This window comes from Aggregatibacter sp. oral taxon 458 str. W10330 (assembly GCF_000466335.1).
In the GTDB taxonomy this organism is placed as follows: Bacteria; Pseudomonadota; Gammaproteobacteria; order Enterobacterales; family Pasteurellaceae; genus Aggregatibacter.
Genome location: NZ_KE952603.1, coordinates 1 through 17,474 on the forward strand (window position 1 = coordinate 1; position 17,474 = coordinate 17,474).

At 42.7% G+C, this 17,474-nt stretch carries 19 protein-coding genes; 9 read left to right on the forward strand and 10 right to left on the reverse strand.

Annotated features, from left to right (window positions below):
• Nucleotides 1-201: 201 nt before the first annotated feature.
• On the reverse strand, nucleotides 202-801 hold the full coding sequence (locus HMPREF9065_RS07035; protein WP_021615608.1) for a hypothetical protein: 600 nt from the start codon (nucleotides 799-801) through the stop codon (nucleotides 202-204).
• A 98-nt stretch (nucleotides 802-899) separates the two neighbouring features.
• Nucleotides 900-2,294: a class II fumarate hydratase gene (gene fumC / locus HMPREF9065_RS07030; protein WP_021615609.1), complete on the reverse strand. Its 1,395-nt coding sequence runs from the start codon at nucleotides 2,292-2,294 to the stop codon at nucleotides 900-902.
• Between the two features lie 211 nt (nucleotides 2,295-2,505).
• On the opposite strand from fumC, the gene HMPREF9065_RS07025 reads away from it, so the two are divergent.
• From HMPREF9065_RS07025 to HMPREF9065_RS07010, 7 genes are all read left to right on the forward strand, one after another.
• On the forward strand, nucleotides 2,506-2,952 hold the full coding sequence (locus HMPREF9065_RS07025; RefSeq protein WP_021615610.1) for a DNA polymerase III subunit chi: 447 nt from the start codon (nucleotides 2,506-2,508) through the stop codon (nucleotides 2,950-2,952).
• A 33-nt stretch (nucleotides 2,953-2,985) separates the two neighbouring features.
• Nucleotides 2,986-3,546 (forward strand): hypothetical protein, encoded by a 561-nt coding sequence (locus HMPREF9065_RS09770; protein WP_021615611.1) that lies wholly within the window; start codon nucleotides 2,986-2,988, stop codon nucleotides 3,544-3,546.
• A gap of 98 nt (nucleotides 3,547-3,644) precedes the next feature.
• Nucleotides 3,645-3,956, forward strand: a complete 312-nt coding sequence (yqfB, locus tag HMPREF9065_RS07020; protein WP_021615612.1) for a N(4)-acetylcytidine aminohydrolase — start codon at nucleotides 3,645-3,647, stop codon at nucleotides 3,954-3,956.
• Between the two features lie 16 nt (nucleotides 3,957-3,972).
• Nucleotides 3,973-4,143, forward strand: a complete 171-nt coding sequence (locus tag HMPREF9065_RS10195; protein ID WP_021615613.1) for a hypothetical protein — start codon at nucleotides 3,973-3,975, stop codon at nucleotides 4,141-4,143.
• Entirely contained in the window at nucleotides 4,133-4,726 is a 594-nt protein-coding gene (locus HMPREF9065_RS07015) for a zeta toxin family protein (protein ID WP_021615614.1), read from the forward strand. The genes HMPREF9065_RS10195 and HMPREF9065_RS07015 overlap by 11 nt, the downstream gene beginning before the upstream one ends.
• Before the next feature lie 40 nt (nucleotides 4,727-4,766).
• Complete coding sequence (locus HMPREF9065_RS09775) at nucleotides 4,767-5,237, forward strand: hypothetical protein (protein WP_021615615.1); 471 nt, start codon at nucleotides 4,767-4,769, stop codon at nucleotides 5,235-5,237.
• Nucleotides 5,238-5,259: 22 nt separating this feature from the next.
• Complete coding sequence (locus tag HMPREF9065_RS07010) at nucleotides 5,260-8,124, forward strand: valine--tRNA ligase (protein ID WP_021615616.1); 2,865 nt, start codon at nucleotides 5,260-5,262, stop codon at nucleotides 8,122-8,124.
• A gap of 142 nt (nucleotides 8,125-8,266) precedes the next feature.
• Here the strand turns inward: HMPREF9065_RS07010 and HMPREF9065_RS07005 are convergent, their stop codons facing one another.
• Genes HMPREF9065_RS07005 through HMPREF9065_RS06995 form a run of 3 tightly spaced genes read right to left on the reverse strand, consistent with a single transcriptional unit; the run spans nucleotide 8,267 to nucleotide 10,454 of the window.
• A complete protein-coding gene (locus HMPREF9065_RS07005; protein WP_021615617.1) occupies nucleotides 8,267-8,947 on the reverse strand; it encodes a M15 family metallopeptidase in 681 nt (226 codons plus the stop codon).
• Nucleotide 8,948: 1 nt separating this feature from the next.
• The gene (gene dapE / locus HMPREF9065_RS07000; RefSeq protein WP_021615618.1) at nucleotides 8,949-10,082 is read right to left on the reverse strand and encodes a succinyl-diaminopimelate desuccinylase; all 1,134 of its coding nucleotides are present in this window, start codon (nucleotides 10,080-10,082) and stop codon (nucleotides 8,949-8,951) included.
• Nucleotides 10,083-10,109: 27 nt separating this feature from the next.
• The gene (locus tag HMPREF9065_RS06995; protein ID WP_021615619.1) at nucleotides 10,110-10,454 is read right to left on the reverse strand and encodes an ArsC family reductase; all 345 of its coding nucleotides are present in this window, start codon (nucleotides 10,452-10,454) and stop codon (nucleotides 10,110-10,112) included.
• Between the two features lie 134 nt (nucleotides 10,455-10,588).
• On the opposite strand from HMPREF9065_RS06995, the gene HMPREF9065_RS10200 reads away from it, so the two are divergent.
• Nucleotides 10,589-10,756 carry a hypothetical protein gene (locus HMPREF9065_RS10200; protein WP_021615620.1) on the forward strand — a complete coding sequence of 56 codons (168 nt, stop codon included), beginning with the start codon at nucleotides 10,589-10,591 and terminating at the stop codon, nucleotides 10,754-10,756.
• Between the two features lie 8 nt (nucleotides 10,757-10,764).
• On the forward strand, nucleotides 10,765-11,121 hold the full coding sequence (locus HMPREF9065_RS06990; RefSeq protein ID WP_021615621.1) for a hypothetical protein: 357 nt from the start codon (nucleotides 10,765-10,767) through the stop codon (nucleotides 11,119-11,121).
• 34 nt (nucleotides 11,122-11,155) lie between these two features.
• Here the strand turns inward: HMPREF9065_RS06990 and htpG are convergent, their stop codons facing one another.
• From htpG to thrB, 5 genes are all read right to left on the reverse strand, one after another.
• A complete protein-coding gene (htpG, locus tag HMPREF9065_RS06985) occupies nucleotides 11,156-13,039 on the reverse strand; it encodes a molecular chaperone HtpG (protein ID WP_021615622.1) in 1,884 nt (627 codons plus the stop codon).
• A gap of 146 nt (nucleotides 13,040-13,185) precedes the next feature.
• Nucleotides 13,186-14,310 (reverse strand): DNA-processing protein DprA, encoded by a 1,125-nt coding sequence (gene dprA, locus HMPREF9065_RS06980; protein WP_021615623.1) that lies wholly within the window; start codon nucleotides 14,308-14,310, stop codon nucleotides 13,186-13,188.
• A 56-nt stretch (nucleotides 14,311-14,366) separates the two neighbouring features.
• Nucleotides 14,367-15,134 carry a 4'-phosphopantetheinyl transferase family protein gene (locus HMPREF9065_RS06975; RefSeq protein ID WP_021615624.1) on the reverse strand — a complete coding sequence of 256 codons (768 nt, stop codon included), beginning with the start codon at nucleotides 15,132-15,134 and terminating at the stop codon, nucleotides 14,367-14,369.
• A 58-nt stretch (nucleotides 15,135-15,192) separates the two neighbouring features.
• Nucleotides 15,193-16,467, reverse strand: coding sequence for a threonine synthase (thrC, locus tag HMPREF9065_RS06970; RefSeq protein ID WP_021615625.1), 1,275 nt, complete (start codon nucleotides 16,465-16,467; stop codon nucleotides 15,193-15,195).
• Nucleotides 16,468-16,529: 62 nt separating this feature from the next.
• The gene (gene thrB, locus HMPREF9065_RS06965; protein ID WP_021615626.1) at nucleotides 16,530-17,474 is read right to left on the reverse strand and encodes a homoserine kinase; all 945 of its coding nucleotides are present in this window, start codon (nucleotides 17,472-17,474) and stop codon (nucleotides 16,530-16,532) included.

Consider the following 17,474-nt stretch of genomic DNA (forward strand, 5'->3'; position numbering starts at 1 on the left):
AATTTGGTCGTGCATCAAGATGCACGCTACGAACTGTTGGTGATCGATGTGGAAACCGAAGATTCCGCACCATTGCTCGATAAATTACGCCATATTGACGGCACAATTCGCACGCGGATATTGTTCTAACGCATAATAAAAGCCTTTCATCTGAAAGGCTTTTATATTAAGAAAAATGAATAAAGTCGGTTGGTTTATAGATCATTCCGACTCTATCGCATTCAGCGGAAAGTTTGGTGGCAGTTGTGGACTGGCCTCATCCTCCCCCATGGGATCGATTTCCGGCTGGGTTTTAAATTCTTCCGATGAGACTTTTCCCTTCTCTTTACCCAATAATTGGGGCTGCAATTTGACGAAATTACTCTGTGGTGACAACCAAATATTAATCAGCATTTGGCTGAATTCCGGTTCAAACTCATGATCTAAAACGGAGTCATTTAAAATGAAATAGCCTTTATTCGGTAATGCGATATAACGCAATATTGCATTGGGTGAGAAATCCGGAAAAATAGCCTGCATATCTTTTAACCACAAATCCGTTTTGGTTTTATCTGCTTTTAGATATTCCATTTCTTTAATTAAGCTAATGGCAAAATTTTTGCCTTCAACCGGTTTTTCATATTTAAAAGAAAGCATCACCGGCAACTGGTTTTCTTTGTATTCGCCATTTTCTGTTGCCAAATCAATGGAATAAACCAAGAACGGCCCCCAATTATAGTCGGCAGTGCCCACATTGACCCAATGGGCAGAAAGTGCGGTAGGAAATAAGCTCAAAATAAACAGCAGCGATTTTAATTTCATAAACAATCCGTCATAAAAATTTATGTGGGCGATTATAGCAAAAAAGACGGGAAATTGATCCCGTCTTCTTTACTCATAACTTAATTTAACGCATCACGTTATTTTAAGCTACCGACCATATCTTCCGGACGCACCCATTTATCGAAGTCTTCCGCAGAAACTAAGCCAAGATTAATGGCTTCTTCGCGTAAGGTTGTGCCGTTTTTGTGTGCGGTTTTCGCAATTTTCGCCGCATTTTCATAACCGATATGGGTATTAAGCGCGGTGACCAACATCAATGAATTTTCAAGTTGCTGTTTAATGCGTGGGTAGTTCGGTTCAATACCGGTTGCGCAGTGTTCGTCGAAAGAAACACAGGCATCTGCCAATAATTGGGCAGATTGTAAGAAGTTCGCAATCATTACCGGATTGAATACGTTCAATTGGAAGTGACCTTGAGAGCCGACGAACGCGATAGTGGTGTCGTTACCAAACACTTGTGCACACACCATAGTCATGGCTTCACATTGGGTTGGGTTAACTTTACCCGGCATAATGGAAGAACCCGGTTCATTTTCCGGAATTAAGATTTCGCCGATACCGGAACGCGGACCGGATGCCAATAAACGAATGTCGTTGGCAATTTTGAATAAGCTCATAGCAAGTTGACGCAATGCACCGTGTGTTTCCACGATAGCATCATGCGCTGCCAAGGCTTCAAATTTGTTTTCTGCGGTGATGAACGGAAGACCGGTGAATTTAGCAATGTATTCAGCCACTTTCACATCATAGCCTTTTGGCGTGTTCAAACCGGTACCCACAGCCGTGCCACCAAGAGCTAATTGGCGTAAGTGCGGTAGGGTATTTTTCAATGCAAGTAAACCAAAGTGTAATTGCGCCGCATAGGCAGAGAATTCTTGACCTAATGTTAATGGGGTTGCATCCATTAAGTGCGTACGACCGATTTTCACCACATCTTTAAAGGCTTCAGATTTTGCTGCAAAGGTTTTTTGTAAACGTTCTACGGCAGGAATGGTGGTTTCAACAACTTTTTTGTATGCGGCAATGTGCATTGCGGTTGGGAAGGTATCGTTGGAAGATTGGGATTTGTTCACATCATCATTCGGGTGAATAATGGATTTTTCGCCCAATTTGCCACCGTGTAAAACGTGAGCACGGTTTGCCACCACTTCGTTCACGTTCATGTTGGATTGCGTACCGGAACCGGTTTGCCAAATCACCAACGGGAATTGATCGTCTAATTTATTTGCTAAAATTTCATCGCAAGCTTGTGCGATTAAATCACGTTTTTCCGCAGGCAACACGCCTAAATCATGGTTGGCGAATGCAGCCGCTTTTTTCAAATAACCAAAGGCTTCGATGACTTCATGTGGCATAGATGCCGCAGGACCGATTTTGAAATTGTTGCGGGAACGTTCGGTTTGCGCAGCCCAGTATTTGTCTACCGGCACTTGAACTTCGCCCATGGTGTCTTTTTCAATACGAAATTCCATTTTGATTACCTCATAATGATTATTAACAGGAACAAGAGGATTCTAACATTGACAATCTCTTCAATGAACTGAAATTACAAACAGAAAATCGGTTTTGTGACCTAGATCATAAAGTGCGGTGAGTTTGTAAAACGTTTTGAAAATTAACATTTTCTATTTAAGCTGATTTCCGCTAAAATCTCAGCTTGCATCTCTCTTGAGGTATGTTTTTATGGCGCAATCAGCACAATTTTATTTACTCCATGATATGGCGTCCCCAAATGGGCTGTCTGCTCAAGAACAGTTGGCGTGCAATCTTGCCGCGGCGGCATGGCGTTTGGGGAAACGGGTGCTCATTAGCTGTGAAACACAGGAACAGGCATTGCTATTAGATGAAGCCTTATGGCAGCGAGATCCTGATGAATTTGTCCCGCATAATCTCTTTGGTGAAATAACAACCTACGTAACACCCATTGAAATTAGCTGGTCATCAAAGCGTAACGCTCAACGAAGAGATTTACTGATTAATTTGCAACAAGTACTGCCTGAATTTTTTGGCACCTTTAATCAAATTATTGATTTTGTGCCCGCAGAAGAACAAGCCAAAAAACTTGCTCGGGAGCGTTATAAATTCTTGCGAACCCAAGGTTGGCAGCTTTCGACAGAAAACGCTGCCTAATCTTGACTCATTATTTTATATGGAGCCTAAAACATGAAAAAATCAATTCTCGCTTTATTTATTGCCTGCTCAACGTTCTTATTCACCGCCTGTGATGATCCTAAGCCACAGGTCGTACAGGAAGAAACCAAAGCCTCAGAACCTGCCGAACCAACAAAAGAAATGCCGGCACAAAGCCCTGAGGCAACATCTCCTACCGCAATAGAAACCGCACCTGCCACTGCCACAGCAATGCCGGCACAGCCTAATACAAATATGGCTGAACCTGCACCACAAGAAAATGCAACAGCAACAGCCCCTGCGACAACAGAAGAGCCTGCGCCAGCGAATACGGCAGCACAAGCTACCCAACCGGCACAACCTAAAAATGCGACTGCCGCACCGGTAAGCGTTAAACCAACGAACAAACAAGCCGCACACAAACAAGAATTAGCACGCGTATTAAGTATGTTAGAAAAACAATACACGCAAGTTCGCTGTGTAAACGACATTAAAGATGACAGCGGAAAGATTAAAATGGATTCCTATTGCCGCCAAGAAGAAGAACGTCTGATTCGAGAAATGCAACGCGTAAAACGCGAATTGGCAAAATAAAAGATTGCCGGCATTAATCTATAGCACAAACCTCATCTTAAAAGATGGGGTTTTGTTGCAAAAATACCTAAAAATCCGACCGCACTTTCAGAAATAAAATGCAACCGAACGACATCACTTTTTACCAGCGCTTCGAAGCCGATATTCTCTCCGGGTGGAAAACCATCACTATTCGGGATAAATCCGAAAGCCATTTTAAAGCGGGCGATATTTTGCGCGTTGGGCGCTTTGAAGATAACCAATATTTCTGCACCATTGAAGTGTTAAGCGTGTCGCCGATTACTCTTGATGAACTGACGGAACAACATGCGAAGCAGGAAAATATGGGATTGGCGGAGTTGAAAGAGGTGATTCGGGGGGTTTATCCCAGTGAATATCTATTTTGGATAATTGAGTTTACCTTAGCTTAGCGTAAGGAGATAATTAATGACCGAACGTGAAAAGATTATTCAACAGCAAAAACAACTTAAAGTACTATTTTCAGCTTGGATGAAAGAAAAAATGAACCACGAAGTCATTACGTTTCAAAAACGTGATGGACGTATTGTCGAACATTATCCAGATGGTACGGAAAAAATTGTGGCTTATGCAAAATAAAGCGATTTTTTATTGTGGAACAAATGGCGCAGGTAAAAGTACATTACGTTCTTTTAATCAAGATCCTGTACAAATTGTGATTGATTCTGATCATATTGCAATGCAAATTAATCCGCAGAATCCTCGATTAGCAGATATTGAAGCAGGTAGAAAAGCAATCGAATTATTCCGTTTTGCTATTCAGCATAAAATTGATTTTTCAATGGAATCTACCTTATCAGGTCATTCTATTTTACAAAGAATGAAAAAAGCCAAAGAGAATGGTTTCTATGTACATCTGAATTATATTGGAGTGAATAGCGTTAAGATAAATCTTGCTCGGGTTAAAGCAAGAGTGAAAGCTGGCGGGCATTTTATTGCTGAAGATATTGTAAAAAATCGTTATCAAATGAGTTTTGATAATTTATTCCTTGTATTGCCATATTGTGATGAAGTTTTTATTTATGATAATTCAAGCATTGCACCTGAATTGATCTTTCAACTAAAGGATAACAATATTGTTCAATTCTGTAGTTTTTTACCCAATTGGTGTAGGAATATTTTAGATAGGTTATTAACTTTGGGATTTATCCAAGGGAAATAGGATTTTATTTAATTGAATTTAAATTATTGAAGGAAATGTTATGAATAAGCCATCATGGTTGTCTAGGATTAATTTTTTTATTCTATCATTTTTGCTTTGCGCTTATTTAGGTTTTATAGATCCTAAAAATTTAGTTGATAATATACGTAGCAAATTAGGAATAGAGGTTATTACCCCAATTCAAGCATTAGAAAAAAAAGTTACAGAACTCCAAAAAACAGTTGAGACTAGTAATGTTTTTTGGGGAAACGAATATCATAACTTAATTACTAAAGAAGAGTTCAATAAGTACCAACATCTGTCAAAAAGTAATGTCGATTGGATTGTAACCTCAATAAAAAACTTACAGGGAATAGAGAATTTAAGTAATCAAGTTAATTATTGGAAAAATGAGATTAGTAATATAAAAGCTAGACATTGTTACGATCAAGAATGTGAACATAAAAAAGATTTTGAATTGCAGGCGGCTAGAGAAAGCCTTTTAAAAGTACAACTACAATTATCTAAATAATCATTAATTAGAGAAAATATAAATGACACAAAAATTCGAAATGGCAGACCGTTTTAATCCGTCTGCGGTAGAACAAGCCCTTTATCAACATTGGGAAGAGAGCGGTTATTTTAAACCGTCTGAAAATGAAAATGCACCGAGCTATTGCATTGCGATTCCGCCGCCGAACGTCACAGGTTCCCTACACATGGGGCACGCTTTCCAACAAACCTTAATGGATACCTTAATCCGTTTTAACCGTATGGAAGGGCATAACACCTTATGGCAAGCGGGGACAGACCACGCCGGTATCGCCACCCAAATGGTGGTGGAGCGTAAAATTGCTGCAGAAGAAGGCAAAACCCGCCACGATTATGGTCGTGAAGCGTTTATCAACAAAATTTGGGATTGGAAAGCCTATTCAGGCGGCACAATCAGCCAACAAATGCGCCGTTTAGGCAACTCTATCGACTGGGAGCGTGAGCGTTTCACCATGGATGAGGGGTTATCCAATGCGGTAAAAGAAGTGTTTGTTCGCTTGCACGAAGAAGGGTTGATTTACCGTGGCAAACGCTTGGTGAACTGGGATCCAAAACTTCACACTGCGATTTCTGATTTAGAAGTAGAAAACAAAGAGAGCAAAGGTTCCCTTTGGCATTTCCGCTATCCGTTAGCCAACGGTGCGAAAACGGCGGATGGCAAAGATTATTTAGTGGTGGCAACCACGCGTCCGGAAACCATGTTGGGCGATACGGCGGTGGCGGTGCATCCGGAAGATGAACGTTATCAATCTTTAATTGGTAAAACGGTCGTTCTGCCATTGGCTAACCGTGAAATTCCGATTATTGCCGATGAATATGTGGATCGTGAATTCGGTACCGGCGTAGTGAAAATCACCCCTGCGCACGACTTTAACGACTACGAAGTGGGCAAACGCCACAGCTTGCCGATGGTCAACATGTTAACCTTAAATGCAGATATTCGCGATGAAGCGGAAATTATCGGTACTGATGGTAAACCGCTTGCCGGCTATGAAGCGATGATTCCTGAAGATTACCGTGGTTTAGAGCGTTTTGCGGCACGTAAGAAAATCGTGGCAGATTTTGAAGCGTTGGGTTTATTAGATGAAATCAAACCGCATGATTTGAAAGTGCCTTATGGCGACCGTGGCGGTGTGCCGATTGAGCCGATGTTAACCGACCAATGGTATGTGAGCGTGAAACCGCTTGCTGATGTGGCAATTAAAGCGGTGGAAGACGGCGAAATCCAATTCGTGCCGAAACAATACGAAAACCTTTATTTTTCTTGGATGCGCGATATTCAAGATTGGTGTATTTCTCGCCAACTTTGGTGGGGGCACCGCATTCCGGCGTGGTATGACGCGGAAGGCAACGTTTATGTCGCGCGCAACGAAGCCGAAGTGCGGTCAAAATATGGCTTAGATTCTGCGCTTGAGTTAAAACAAGATGAAGATGTGTTGGATACTTGGTTCTCTTCCGGTTTGTGGACGTTCTCCACCCTCGGTTGGCCGGAGCAAACCAAAGAACTCAAAATGTTCCACCCAACGGATGTGTTAATCACAGGCTTTGATATTATCTTCTTCTGGGTTGCGCGTATGATTATGTTTACGATGCACTTTGTGAAAGATGAAAACGGCAAACCGCAAGTGCCATTCAAAACCGTGTACGTGACGGGCTTAATCCGTGATGAGCAAGGTCAAAAAATGTCGAAATCAAAAGGTAATGTGCTTGATCCAATCGATATGATTGACGGCATCAGCCTTGAAGATTTACTTGAAAAACGCACCGGCAACATGATGCAACCGCAATTAGCAGAGAAAATTGCCAAAGCAACTCGCAAAGAATTTGTGGACGGCATTGCCGCTCACGGTACAGATGCATTGCGTTTCACATTAGCCGCATTGGCTTCAAACGGTCGTGATATCAACTGGGATATGAAACGTTTAGAAGGCTACCGTAACTTCTGTAATAAATTATGGAATGCAAGCCGTTTCGTATTAACGAATGAAAAATTGGATTTAAGCGAAGGCGAGATCGAATTCTCATTAGCCGATCGTTGGATTCAATCTGAATTCAATCGCACAGTAGAAACTTTTCGCAGCGCATTAAGCCAATACCGTTTCGACCTTTGCGCGAATGCGATTTATGAATTCACTTGGAACCAATTCTGCGACTGGTATTTGGAACTCACCAAACCGGTATTTGCCAACGGCAGCGCCGCGCAAATTCGTGCAGCAAGCCAAACTTTGGTTCATGTGTTGGAAAAATTGTTGCGTTTAGCACACCCGCTCATGCCATTTATTACTGAAGAAATTTGGCAAAAAGTGAAAGGTTTCATGGGCATCACCGCAGATAGCATCATGTTGCAACCTTTCCCACGTGTGGAAGAAAACGCGTTTGATGCCGAGGCGGAAACAGAGATTAATTGGCTCAAAGAAGTGATTGTTGCCGTGCGTAACATCCGTGCAGAGAGCAACATTGCACCAAGCAAAGGACTCGATCTGTTATTCCGTAATATTCCGGCTGATGAGCAAAAAATACTGGAAAAACAGACCGCACTTTTACAAGCCATGGCGAAGTTAGACAACGTCAGCGTGCTTAAAGAGGACGAACAAGCGCCGTTAGCCGTAGCGAAGTTAGTCGGTAACACCGAAATCCTCGTGCCGATGGCAGGTTTCATCAACAAAGAAGCCGAGCTTGCCCGTTTAACCAAAGAGATTAAAAAATATCAAAACGAAGTTAAACGTATTGAAAGCAAACTCAGCAACGAAGCCTTCGTCGCCAAAGCCCCGGAAGCGGTTATCGCCAAAGAGCGCGAAAAACAAGCCGAATACCAATCCGGATTAGAAAAAATTCGTGAACAGTATAAGGCGATTGAGGCGTTGTAATTAAATATAAAAAGTAGGCACTATGCCTACTTTTTTTCAATAAAAACAAAAAGAGAAGAATGGACTGTTACCACTTAGCTACATTGTTTTCATTTTCTCAAGCTTAATGAGGTATCAAAATAATGAATACCGGCTTTTATTGCTAAATAAAAAATTGTGCAAAAATCTCTGGTAAATGTGCTGTTAACGCATTTTTCCCCGCAATCTCTTCCTTTTCCCATGCCTGCAACAATACCTCAGCGGAAAAAAGTTGTTTTGCTTTCTCTGCCAAGGGCATGTAACTAATATGCCAAGGCTCACGCCCGATTTTTTTCTCTGCCGGCATTTGCATAAAAGGCAAACTAAAATCAAAGTGCGGTAGGTTTTCGGTGAGAAATTCACTCAGTTTAAAGAAATAACCGCCTTTTTCATATTCCCAAGGCTCAAGCTGTAAGGATTGGCCTTGAGGCAAAAGATCAGGATCGAAAATGTCAACTTCCGTGCCCCAATGGTGACGGCTTGCCCCCGGTAGCGCTGACCAGCGTAAAATCGCTTGCGATTTTTGCCAATCATCCAATCGGCTCAAATCTAGCGCATTGCCTGCATCATCATGCACTTTACGTTCACCGTTAAATTTGCCGTTCCAAATAAGTTGTTGGCGCGCAAAATCACGAAAACTGCTGGCGGGTTGTAAATTAAAGCCATTTTTGACCGCACTTTGTTGCAAGCCTTGAAAGGCTTTTGCCGCTTCCGCCTGCAAAAAATGGTTCGGCGAATGCGGTGTTGGCAAATTCACCAAATGTTCCCGCGATTTGCCGATCAACATGTCAGGGGTTAATTTCATTTTATTTATCCAATAAATTGACTAACATTTGGTGATAAATCTGACCGCACTTGGCCAGATCCTCTACGCTCACACACTCATTGACTTTATGAATAGTCGTATTAAGCGGCCCAAATTCCACCACTTCAGCTCCCATTAGCGCAATAAAACGACCGTCAGAGGTGCCACCACCGGTTTCCGCTTGTGGCGTAATGCCTGTGGTTCGTTCGATAGCAGCAGTTAGCGCATCTAATAATTTACCCGGTTTGGTTAAAAACGGTTTGCCGGAAAGATTCCACTCAATGCGGTATTTCAATCCATGCTTTTCCAGCATTTCAGCGACTTTTTGCTTGATGATTTCATCAGTCACTTCCGTGCAATAACGCAAATTAAATTGCACGTAAAGCTCGCCCGGAATCACATTATTGCTGCCCGTACCGGCATGAATATTGGCGATTTGCAAACTGGTCGGTGGGAAAAATTCATTGCCGTTATCCCATTGATAGGTTGTCAGTTCTTGTAGGAAGGGAGCCGCTTTGTGAATCGGATTTTCTGCTAAATGTGGATATGCCACATGGCCTTGAACGCCTTGAATATAGAGGTTGCCTGTAATCGAACCGCGACGACCATTTTTGACCACATCGCCCAAGGTTTTCGAACTGGACGGCTCGCCCACCATGCAATACGTGATTTTCTCACCGCGCGCCATTAAGGTTTCTACCACACGTACCGTGCCATCTTTTGCTGCAGCTTCCTCATCGGAGGTAATCAATAAGGCAATCGTACCGTCGTGATTTGGGTTGGCTTTCACATATTCTTCCGCCGCCACGATCATCGCAGCTAATGAGCCTTTCATATCGGCAGCGCCACGTCCATAAAGCATGCCATCGACAATCTCGGCAGAAAACGGCGGATAAGTCCATTGGCTTTCGTCGCCCGTCGGCACCACATCCGTATGCCCGGCAAAGGCAATTACAGGCTCACCAACACCATGCTTTGCCCATAAATTTAAAGTGTCGTTAAAAGGCATCCATTCAATTTGAAAGCCTAATTTTTCTAAACGTTCGGCAATGAGTTGCTGACAGCCTTCGTCGTTCGGGCTAATGGATGGGCGGCGGATTAAATCTTGCGCCAGAGAAACCACTTTTTCTTGCATAAAAACTCCTGAAAAAATCACCGCACTTTAGGCAAAAACAGCTTGGTATTCTTTTTCGTCAAAACCAATCAACGCCTTATCATCTTGCAAAATAATCGGGCGTTTAATCAACGTTGGATTCTCGGCAAACACGGAAAGTGCGGTGGCTTTTGACAACGTTTTTTTCACGCTCTCGTCAAGATTGCGCCAAGTTGTGCTACGTTTATTGACCAAATTTTCCCAACCGAATTTCGCTTCGGCTTGCTGTAAAAAAGCCGTATCTAAACCGTCCACTCGATAATCATGGAGTTTATGTTCGATGTTGTGATCCATAAGCCATTTCAATGCTTTTTTCACGGTGTCGCAGTTTTTAATGCCGTAAACGGTGATCATGTTTTTCTCTCCTTATTCTCTATGGATGGGGTATTATTATACCGAAAAAATGACCATAATTTGAGAAAATAACAGGTGAAAAAAACAGCATAATCAGGCATAATGCAGAAGGTATTTATAAAAAGGAGCATAAAGTGAAACTCACCTTTGAACAAATTTCAAATTTACTCAATTCACAAAAAAACGAAAAAGAAGAATATGCTTTTAGTTTAGAAGAACGACAATTAGCCGCCAAAGCAAGTTCGGATACTTGGCAAGCGATTTTGAATAATGAAATAAAATCGTTTGATTTTAAAAAATAAGGTAAACAATGTTTTCTACTTTCGATGTTTATATTGCGGAAGCGTCGGATGAAAATCTTGAAAGAGATCTGCTCAAGCGGTTTATCGTGACTTATCTAACTCAAGATGATCTTGATAAACTAAAAATGATTTTAACGAATATCCCGCAACTTAGACCATTCTGGGGAAAGACAGGCTATAAATACATTACAATAAATAATATCTATTTTTTATATGAAGTGGCCGAAGACGAAAGAAAAGTCATTATTTTAGGGGCTAAATTTAATAATAAACAAAAAACATTTAATTTTGCGAATACACTCAAGCAACAAAAAACAATGAAAAAATGGATTGAAAATTATCCTAAATACTACCCAAATAAATAAAGCCCGAAATATTCGGGCTTTATTGCATTTTATTTTATCCTAACAACTTATTAACGCGCTTAATGAACGCCGCCGGATTTTCTAATGAACCGCGCTCTGCAAGCATGGCTTGCTCTAGCAACAATTCCACCCAATCGGCAAATTCCGCTTCATCGGCAATGTCAGCCACTTTTTTCACCAAGTGATGTTCCGGGTTAAGTTCAAACGTGTATTTCACTTCCGGCACAGGCTGACCTGCGGCGGCAAAAAGTTTTGCCATTTGCGTGGTCATTTGGTCATTACCGGTAGAAACTACTGCCGGTGTATCCGTTAAACGGTGAGTTAAACGCACTTCTTTCACGCGTTCGCCCAGCAAGGTTTTTACGCGTTCAATAAAGCTATCAAAGGCTTTATCTTGTTCTTTTTGCGCTTCGGTTTCTTCTTTGTCCGCCAAATCACCTAAATCCAAATCCGCTTTTGTGATGGTTTGAAGCGGTTTGCCGTCAAACTCGGTTAAGTAACTTAACATCCATTCGTCAATACGATCGGAAAGCAATAAGACTTCAATGCCTTTTTTATTGAACAATTCCAAGTGCGGGCTATTTTTCGCCGCCACATAGCTGTCTGCCGTAATGTAATAGATGGCTTTTTGCCCTTCTTTCATGCGGGCAACATAGTCTTCTAATGACACGGTTTGTTCACTGCTGTCGTTGTAGGTAGAAGCAAAGCGCAATAATTTTGCAATGGCTTCTTTATTGCCAAAATCTTCTGCCGGCCCTTCTTTCAAGACTAAACCAAACTCTTTCCAGAATTGTTGGTATTTTTCTGCATCCTCTTTTGCCAATTTTTCTAGCATTTGCAACGAACGTTTGGTTAAGGCCTTACGTAACGCCGCCGTGGTTTTGTTGTCCTGCAGAATTTCACGGGATACATTTAACGGCAAGTCATTGCTGTCGATTAAACCACGCATGAACCGCAGATAATTCGGCATGAACTGCTCCGCATCATCCATGATAAACACGCGTTGCACATAGAGTTTCAAGCCGTGTTTGTGTTCACGATTAAATAAATCCCAAGGCGCTTTAGACGGCACATAAAGTAAACTGGTGTACTCTTGGTTACCTTCCACTTTGTTGTGCGCCCACAATAACGGATCCGCAAAATCATGGCTTAAATGCTTATAAAACTCTTTGTATTCCTCATCGGAAATGTCGTTTTTAGAACGTGTCCAAAGGGCATCAGATTTATTGATTTTTTCCCATTTTTCACCAGTTTCTTTGCCTTCGTCATCATATTCTTTGGTGAGCATTTCCACCGGTAAACCGATATGATCGGAATATTTACCAATAATTTCACGCAAACGCCATTCGTTTAAGAATTCTTTTTCGTCCTCACGCAAATGTAAAATCACGTCAGTGCCACGGGATTTTTTCTCAATATCCGCCACGGAATACTCTCCTTCCCCGGCTGATTCCCAAAGCACGCCTTTATCCGTTGCCTCACCTGCCGCACGGGTTTTCACCGTCACTTTATCGGCAACGATAAACGCCGAATAGAAACCCACACCGAATTGACCGATAAGCTGACTGTCTTTCGCTTGATCTTGCCCAAGTGCGGTCAAAAATTCTTTTGTTCCGGATTTGGCAATCGTACCTAAATGATCGATCACTTGTTCACGGGTCATCCCAATCCCGTTATCGCTGATGGTGAGCGTGCCTTTATCCGCATCAAAACTAACGCGCACACACAATTCGCCGTCACCTTCATATAAAGCTGGATTGGAAAGCGCTTTAAAACGTAACTTATCCGCCGCATCGGAGGCATTTGAAATCAGCTCACGCAAGAAAATTTCTTTATTGGAATATAAAGAATGAATCATTAATTGGAGAAGTTGTTTGACTTCCGATTGGAAGCCACGGGTTTCTTGATTTGTACTCATATTCTTCCTACTTATGTTGAATAAATTGAAAACGTTATGGATATAAGTGCGGAAGGTGAAATTTCAAGAGTAAGAAAGAAGAAAAGTGCGGTGGAAAATGATGCTATTTTTAACGAACATCTTAATCCGAACCGTGATCTTCTCTTTTAATTGCGCTGATATAACCCGTTGTTTTGAGAAATTAAATCCTGTAATTCCAGTTCCATCAGCTGAATCAACACCTGCTCTATCGGCATCTTTAAGTTTGTGGCGAGATCATCGGCGCTCATCGGTGTATGCCCAATCGCTTGGTACAACGCAGGGTGTGCAGGAGGTTCCGCTGGAGGCGCGTATGTGTCAAACGGCGCTTTTGGTTTGTCTATCTCGTGAGTAAATAGCGCTGCCTGTTGGTAAGGTGTCGGAGAATGCAAAGGCAAATTGTCTAAAATATCATGAATATTTTCTACCAGCATGGCGCCTTGTTTGATGAGCTTGTGGCAACCGTGGCTAAATTCATTTTGAATATTGCCGGGGAGCGCAAAAATCTCTCTATTTTGTTCCAACGCATAACGGGCTGTAATTAAGGAACCGCTTTTTTCCGTGGCTTCAATAATTAATGTGGCAATCGATAATCCACTAATAATGCGGTTTCTTCGTGGAAAATTTTCCGCAATCGGCGGTTGTGATGGCAGAAATTCGGAAACTAATGCGCCCTGATATTCCAAAATTTGTTGCGCCAGTGTTCGATGTCGGGTCGGGTAAATTTTATCTAATCCGCTGCCTAATACGGCAATGGTCGGGCGTTTTAAGGTTACTGCCGCTTGATGGCAGATGCCGTCAATCCCAAGTGCTAAACCACTGGTGATGGTTAAACCGTTGAGGGTTAGTTCCGTTGCAAAATAGTTAGCCCAATACTCGCCATAGTGCGAACATTGGCGACTACCGACCATGGCGATTTGCGGTTGTGAAAGGCTATCGACATTGCCTTTAACAAATAATATCGGTGGTGCGCTTTCGATTTGTTTTAGGAGATAAGGATAATCCGGTTCGAGGCAGTTTAACAGTCTGTTGCCCTCAGCTTCCGCCCATTGTAATGCCGGTTCAATATAGCGTTGTTGCGGTTGAAACCAAGCGCGAATTTGTGCAGGCGACCAGCCAATTTGTGTGAAAGCGACTTCATCGTAATCCAGTAAATCCGTTATATCGATTTGACTAATGATTTTATTCACCGCTGACGGGCCGAATTTGGGGATCTGTAATAAACGTAATAATAATGCCGAAGGTGTTGTCATTTTTTTATCCTGTGACAGAAAATGACATCGTTAAAGAAAGGCAAGGTCGTTGCTATTTATACCTTTGAAATATGCGATCTTGATCGAATTTTTTCTATTTTGTTTGATGAATTTACCTCGTAGCAAACGCCATCCGGCATCTGTTGAGAAACAAGCGCATGATCAGACCACACAAAACATTGAGGCAATGTCAAGCTTTCTTGGTTAACAAAAAAGGCAAGATAAAAAGGCAGTTCATCCGTAAAAAACAATTGGCCACGGGGGCAATGGGCAGAGAAAATGTGTAAGGTTTCGGGATGATGTGTCACTTCTGATAATTTTGCGATGCCCACGCCTTGGGATTTCAACACAGCTTCGCGTAAACACCAAATACGATAAAAAGCGGATTGGGATTCAGTTTGTTGTTGAAACCAGTCGATTTCTTCTGCGCTTGCAAAGTGTTCCAATAGGGCTAAATAAGGACGTTCTTTGCAGGGAAATTCAATATCAATTCCTACCGCACTTTTTTCGCCTGGCGGACTGATATGTAAAATCACTGCCACCCAATCACCGGAATGGCTGATATTAAAATCAAGCTCAGAAGGGGGAAATTGCGGACGGTCAGTTTCTGTACGTGAAATTTGAGCTAAAAGTGCGGTCGGTTTTTCCGCTGTTTTGAGTAATTGCCATAGCAGGAAATGCGCTAAACGGCGACATTGCCAACGTTGTTTTACACGCGGGTTATCGTGGTTTAATGTCAGCAAGTTTGCCGGAACAAGTTCTGCTGGAATGTCGTGAAAAGGGAAGGGCGTATGAACGTTTCCCCAGGCAATGAGTGTTGTCATGGTGAATGAGAAAAGTGCGGTCAAAATTCATCGAATTTTAGCACCGCACTTTTTCTTATTATTTCAATAAATAAGCTCTTAACTGTGCGAAATCGTTTTCCATTTCATCGGATAATAACGGCAGTTTATTGTGTTTATCCAAGGCTTCCGGTAACGGCAACGTTAAATTCAGAATGCGTTCAACGGATTCTTTAAATTTTGCCGGATGTGCAGTGCACAGGAATAAGCCGGTTTCGCCTGGTTGTAAATCCTGTTTTAACACTTCATAAGCCACCGCACCGTGTGGTTCGCATAAATAACCCAGTTGGTTCATGGCGCGTAAGGTATCTTCTGTTTGTGCATCGGAAATTGCAGCCGAATGTAACTCGGTCAATGCCCAACCGTTGCGTTTGAACAATTCTTCCACGCGTGGCCAGTTGTTCGGGCGGGAAACGTCCATCGCGTTAGAAAGCGTAGCAACAGTCGCATTCGGTGACCAGTTTCCGCTGTGTAAATAACGCGGCACAGTATCGTTGGCGTTGGTGGCAGCGATAAAACGTTTAATTGGTAAACCGAGGGTTTTGGCGATTAATCCGGCAGTAAGGTTGCCGAAGTTACCGCTTGGCACAGAAACCACCAAGTTTTCACGTTGTTCTTTTGGTAATTGTGCTGCCGCTTCAAAGTAATAGCACACTTGCGCCAATAAACGGCTGATATTGATGGAGTTTGCCGAGTTTAAGCCGATGGCTTGGCGTAGTTCTGCATCATCAAAGGCTTGTTTGACTAAGGCTTGGCAGGCATCGAAATCGGCATTGATTGCGATGGTGCGAATATTGCCGCCGAGGGTACAGAATAATTTTTCTTGTAACGGGCTGATTTTACCTTTCGGGTATAAAATCACCACATCGATATTTTCTAAGCCATAGAATGCATGGGCGACCGCCGCACCGGTGTCACCGGAAGTTGCTGTTAAAATCGTGATTTTGCCGTCACCGCGTACGGTGGCTAAGGCTTGCGCCATGAAGCGCCCGCCGAAGTCTTTAAAGGCAAGGGTCGGACCATGGAACAATTCTAATGCATAAATATTGTCTTCTACTTTGACAACCGGTGCCGGGAAAGTGAAGGCGTTGCGCACCATTTGTTCAAGCTGCGCTTGAGGGATTTCCTCACCGATTAAGGCACCAAGAATTTTTTGGCTGCGTTCAACCAGTGGCAATGCCAACAGTTCATCGATATTGCTTAAGTGCGGTATGTTTTCAGGGAAAAATAAGCCCTGATCTTTGCCTAATCCTTGGCGTACGGCTTGGGCAAAATTGACCTGTTCTTCGGGGTGTTTGATGTTGTATAAATTCATGTGAAACCTGTTTTTTCGTTTGGCACCTTTAAGACAAAAGTGCGGTGATTTTTTCCGGTGTTTTAATCAAGCTCTCTTGCGCCGGCATTATCGACTTTGCAAATGTGCACAAAGCCTTCGTTGTTTTGTAAATAATGATTTTCAAGGTAAGTGGCAAGTTTGCCGGCAATATGCAAGTCCGGTGCGATGGAAAAGATCGTCGGGCCGGAGCCTGAAATCCCGGTAGCTAACGCACCTAAATCGCGTGTCGCTTGTTTGACTTCGGCAAAGTTAGGCAACAAGGCCTCGCGATAAGGTTCGGCAATGACATCTTTCATCATCATGGCGGCTAAATTTTCCTGCTGCGTGTGGCAAGCGTGCACGAAACCACCCAGATGGCGACCATGTGCAATCACATCTTGACGTGTATAACTTTTCGGTAAAATCGCACGGGCTTCCGCGGTGGATACTTCAATCCCCGGATACGCCAAGACCCAATACCAATGGTCAAAAAACGGTAAGGTTTGGCAAATGTTGCCGAGTGATTGCACCATAAATTGCACGCCACCCAAGTAGCAAGGCGCCACATTATCGTAGTGAATAGAGCCGGAAATGCGGCCTTCCAACTCGCCCATCATTTCTAACAATTCCATTTTAGAAAATGGTTCGTCATGGTATTTATTCAGCGCAACCAAGGCGGCAACGATAGAGCAGGCACTAGAGCCCAAGCCTGAACCGATAGGCATATTTTTTTCTAAGGTTAAGCGCAAGGGTTTGACTTTTGCGTTACGAAGTTTGAGCTGCTCGCTAAATAACACATAGGCTTGATAAACGATGTTTTTTTGCGGCTCTTTTGGTAATTTACGCACAAAATAACCCGTACTTTCTAACTCGAAGCCGGCGGCGATAGGTTCGATTTGCACCACATCACCTAATAATGAACCGTTAATCGGGGAAATTGCCGCACCTAAGGTATCAAAACCGACGCTGATATTGGCACTGGAGGCCGGCGCATAGACTCTTAGCAT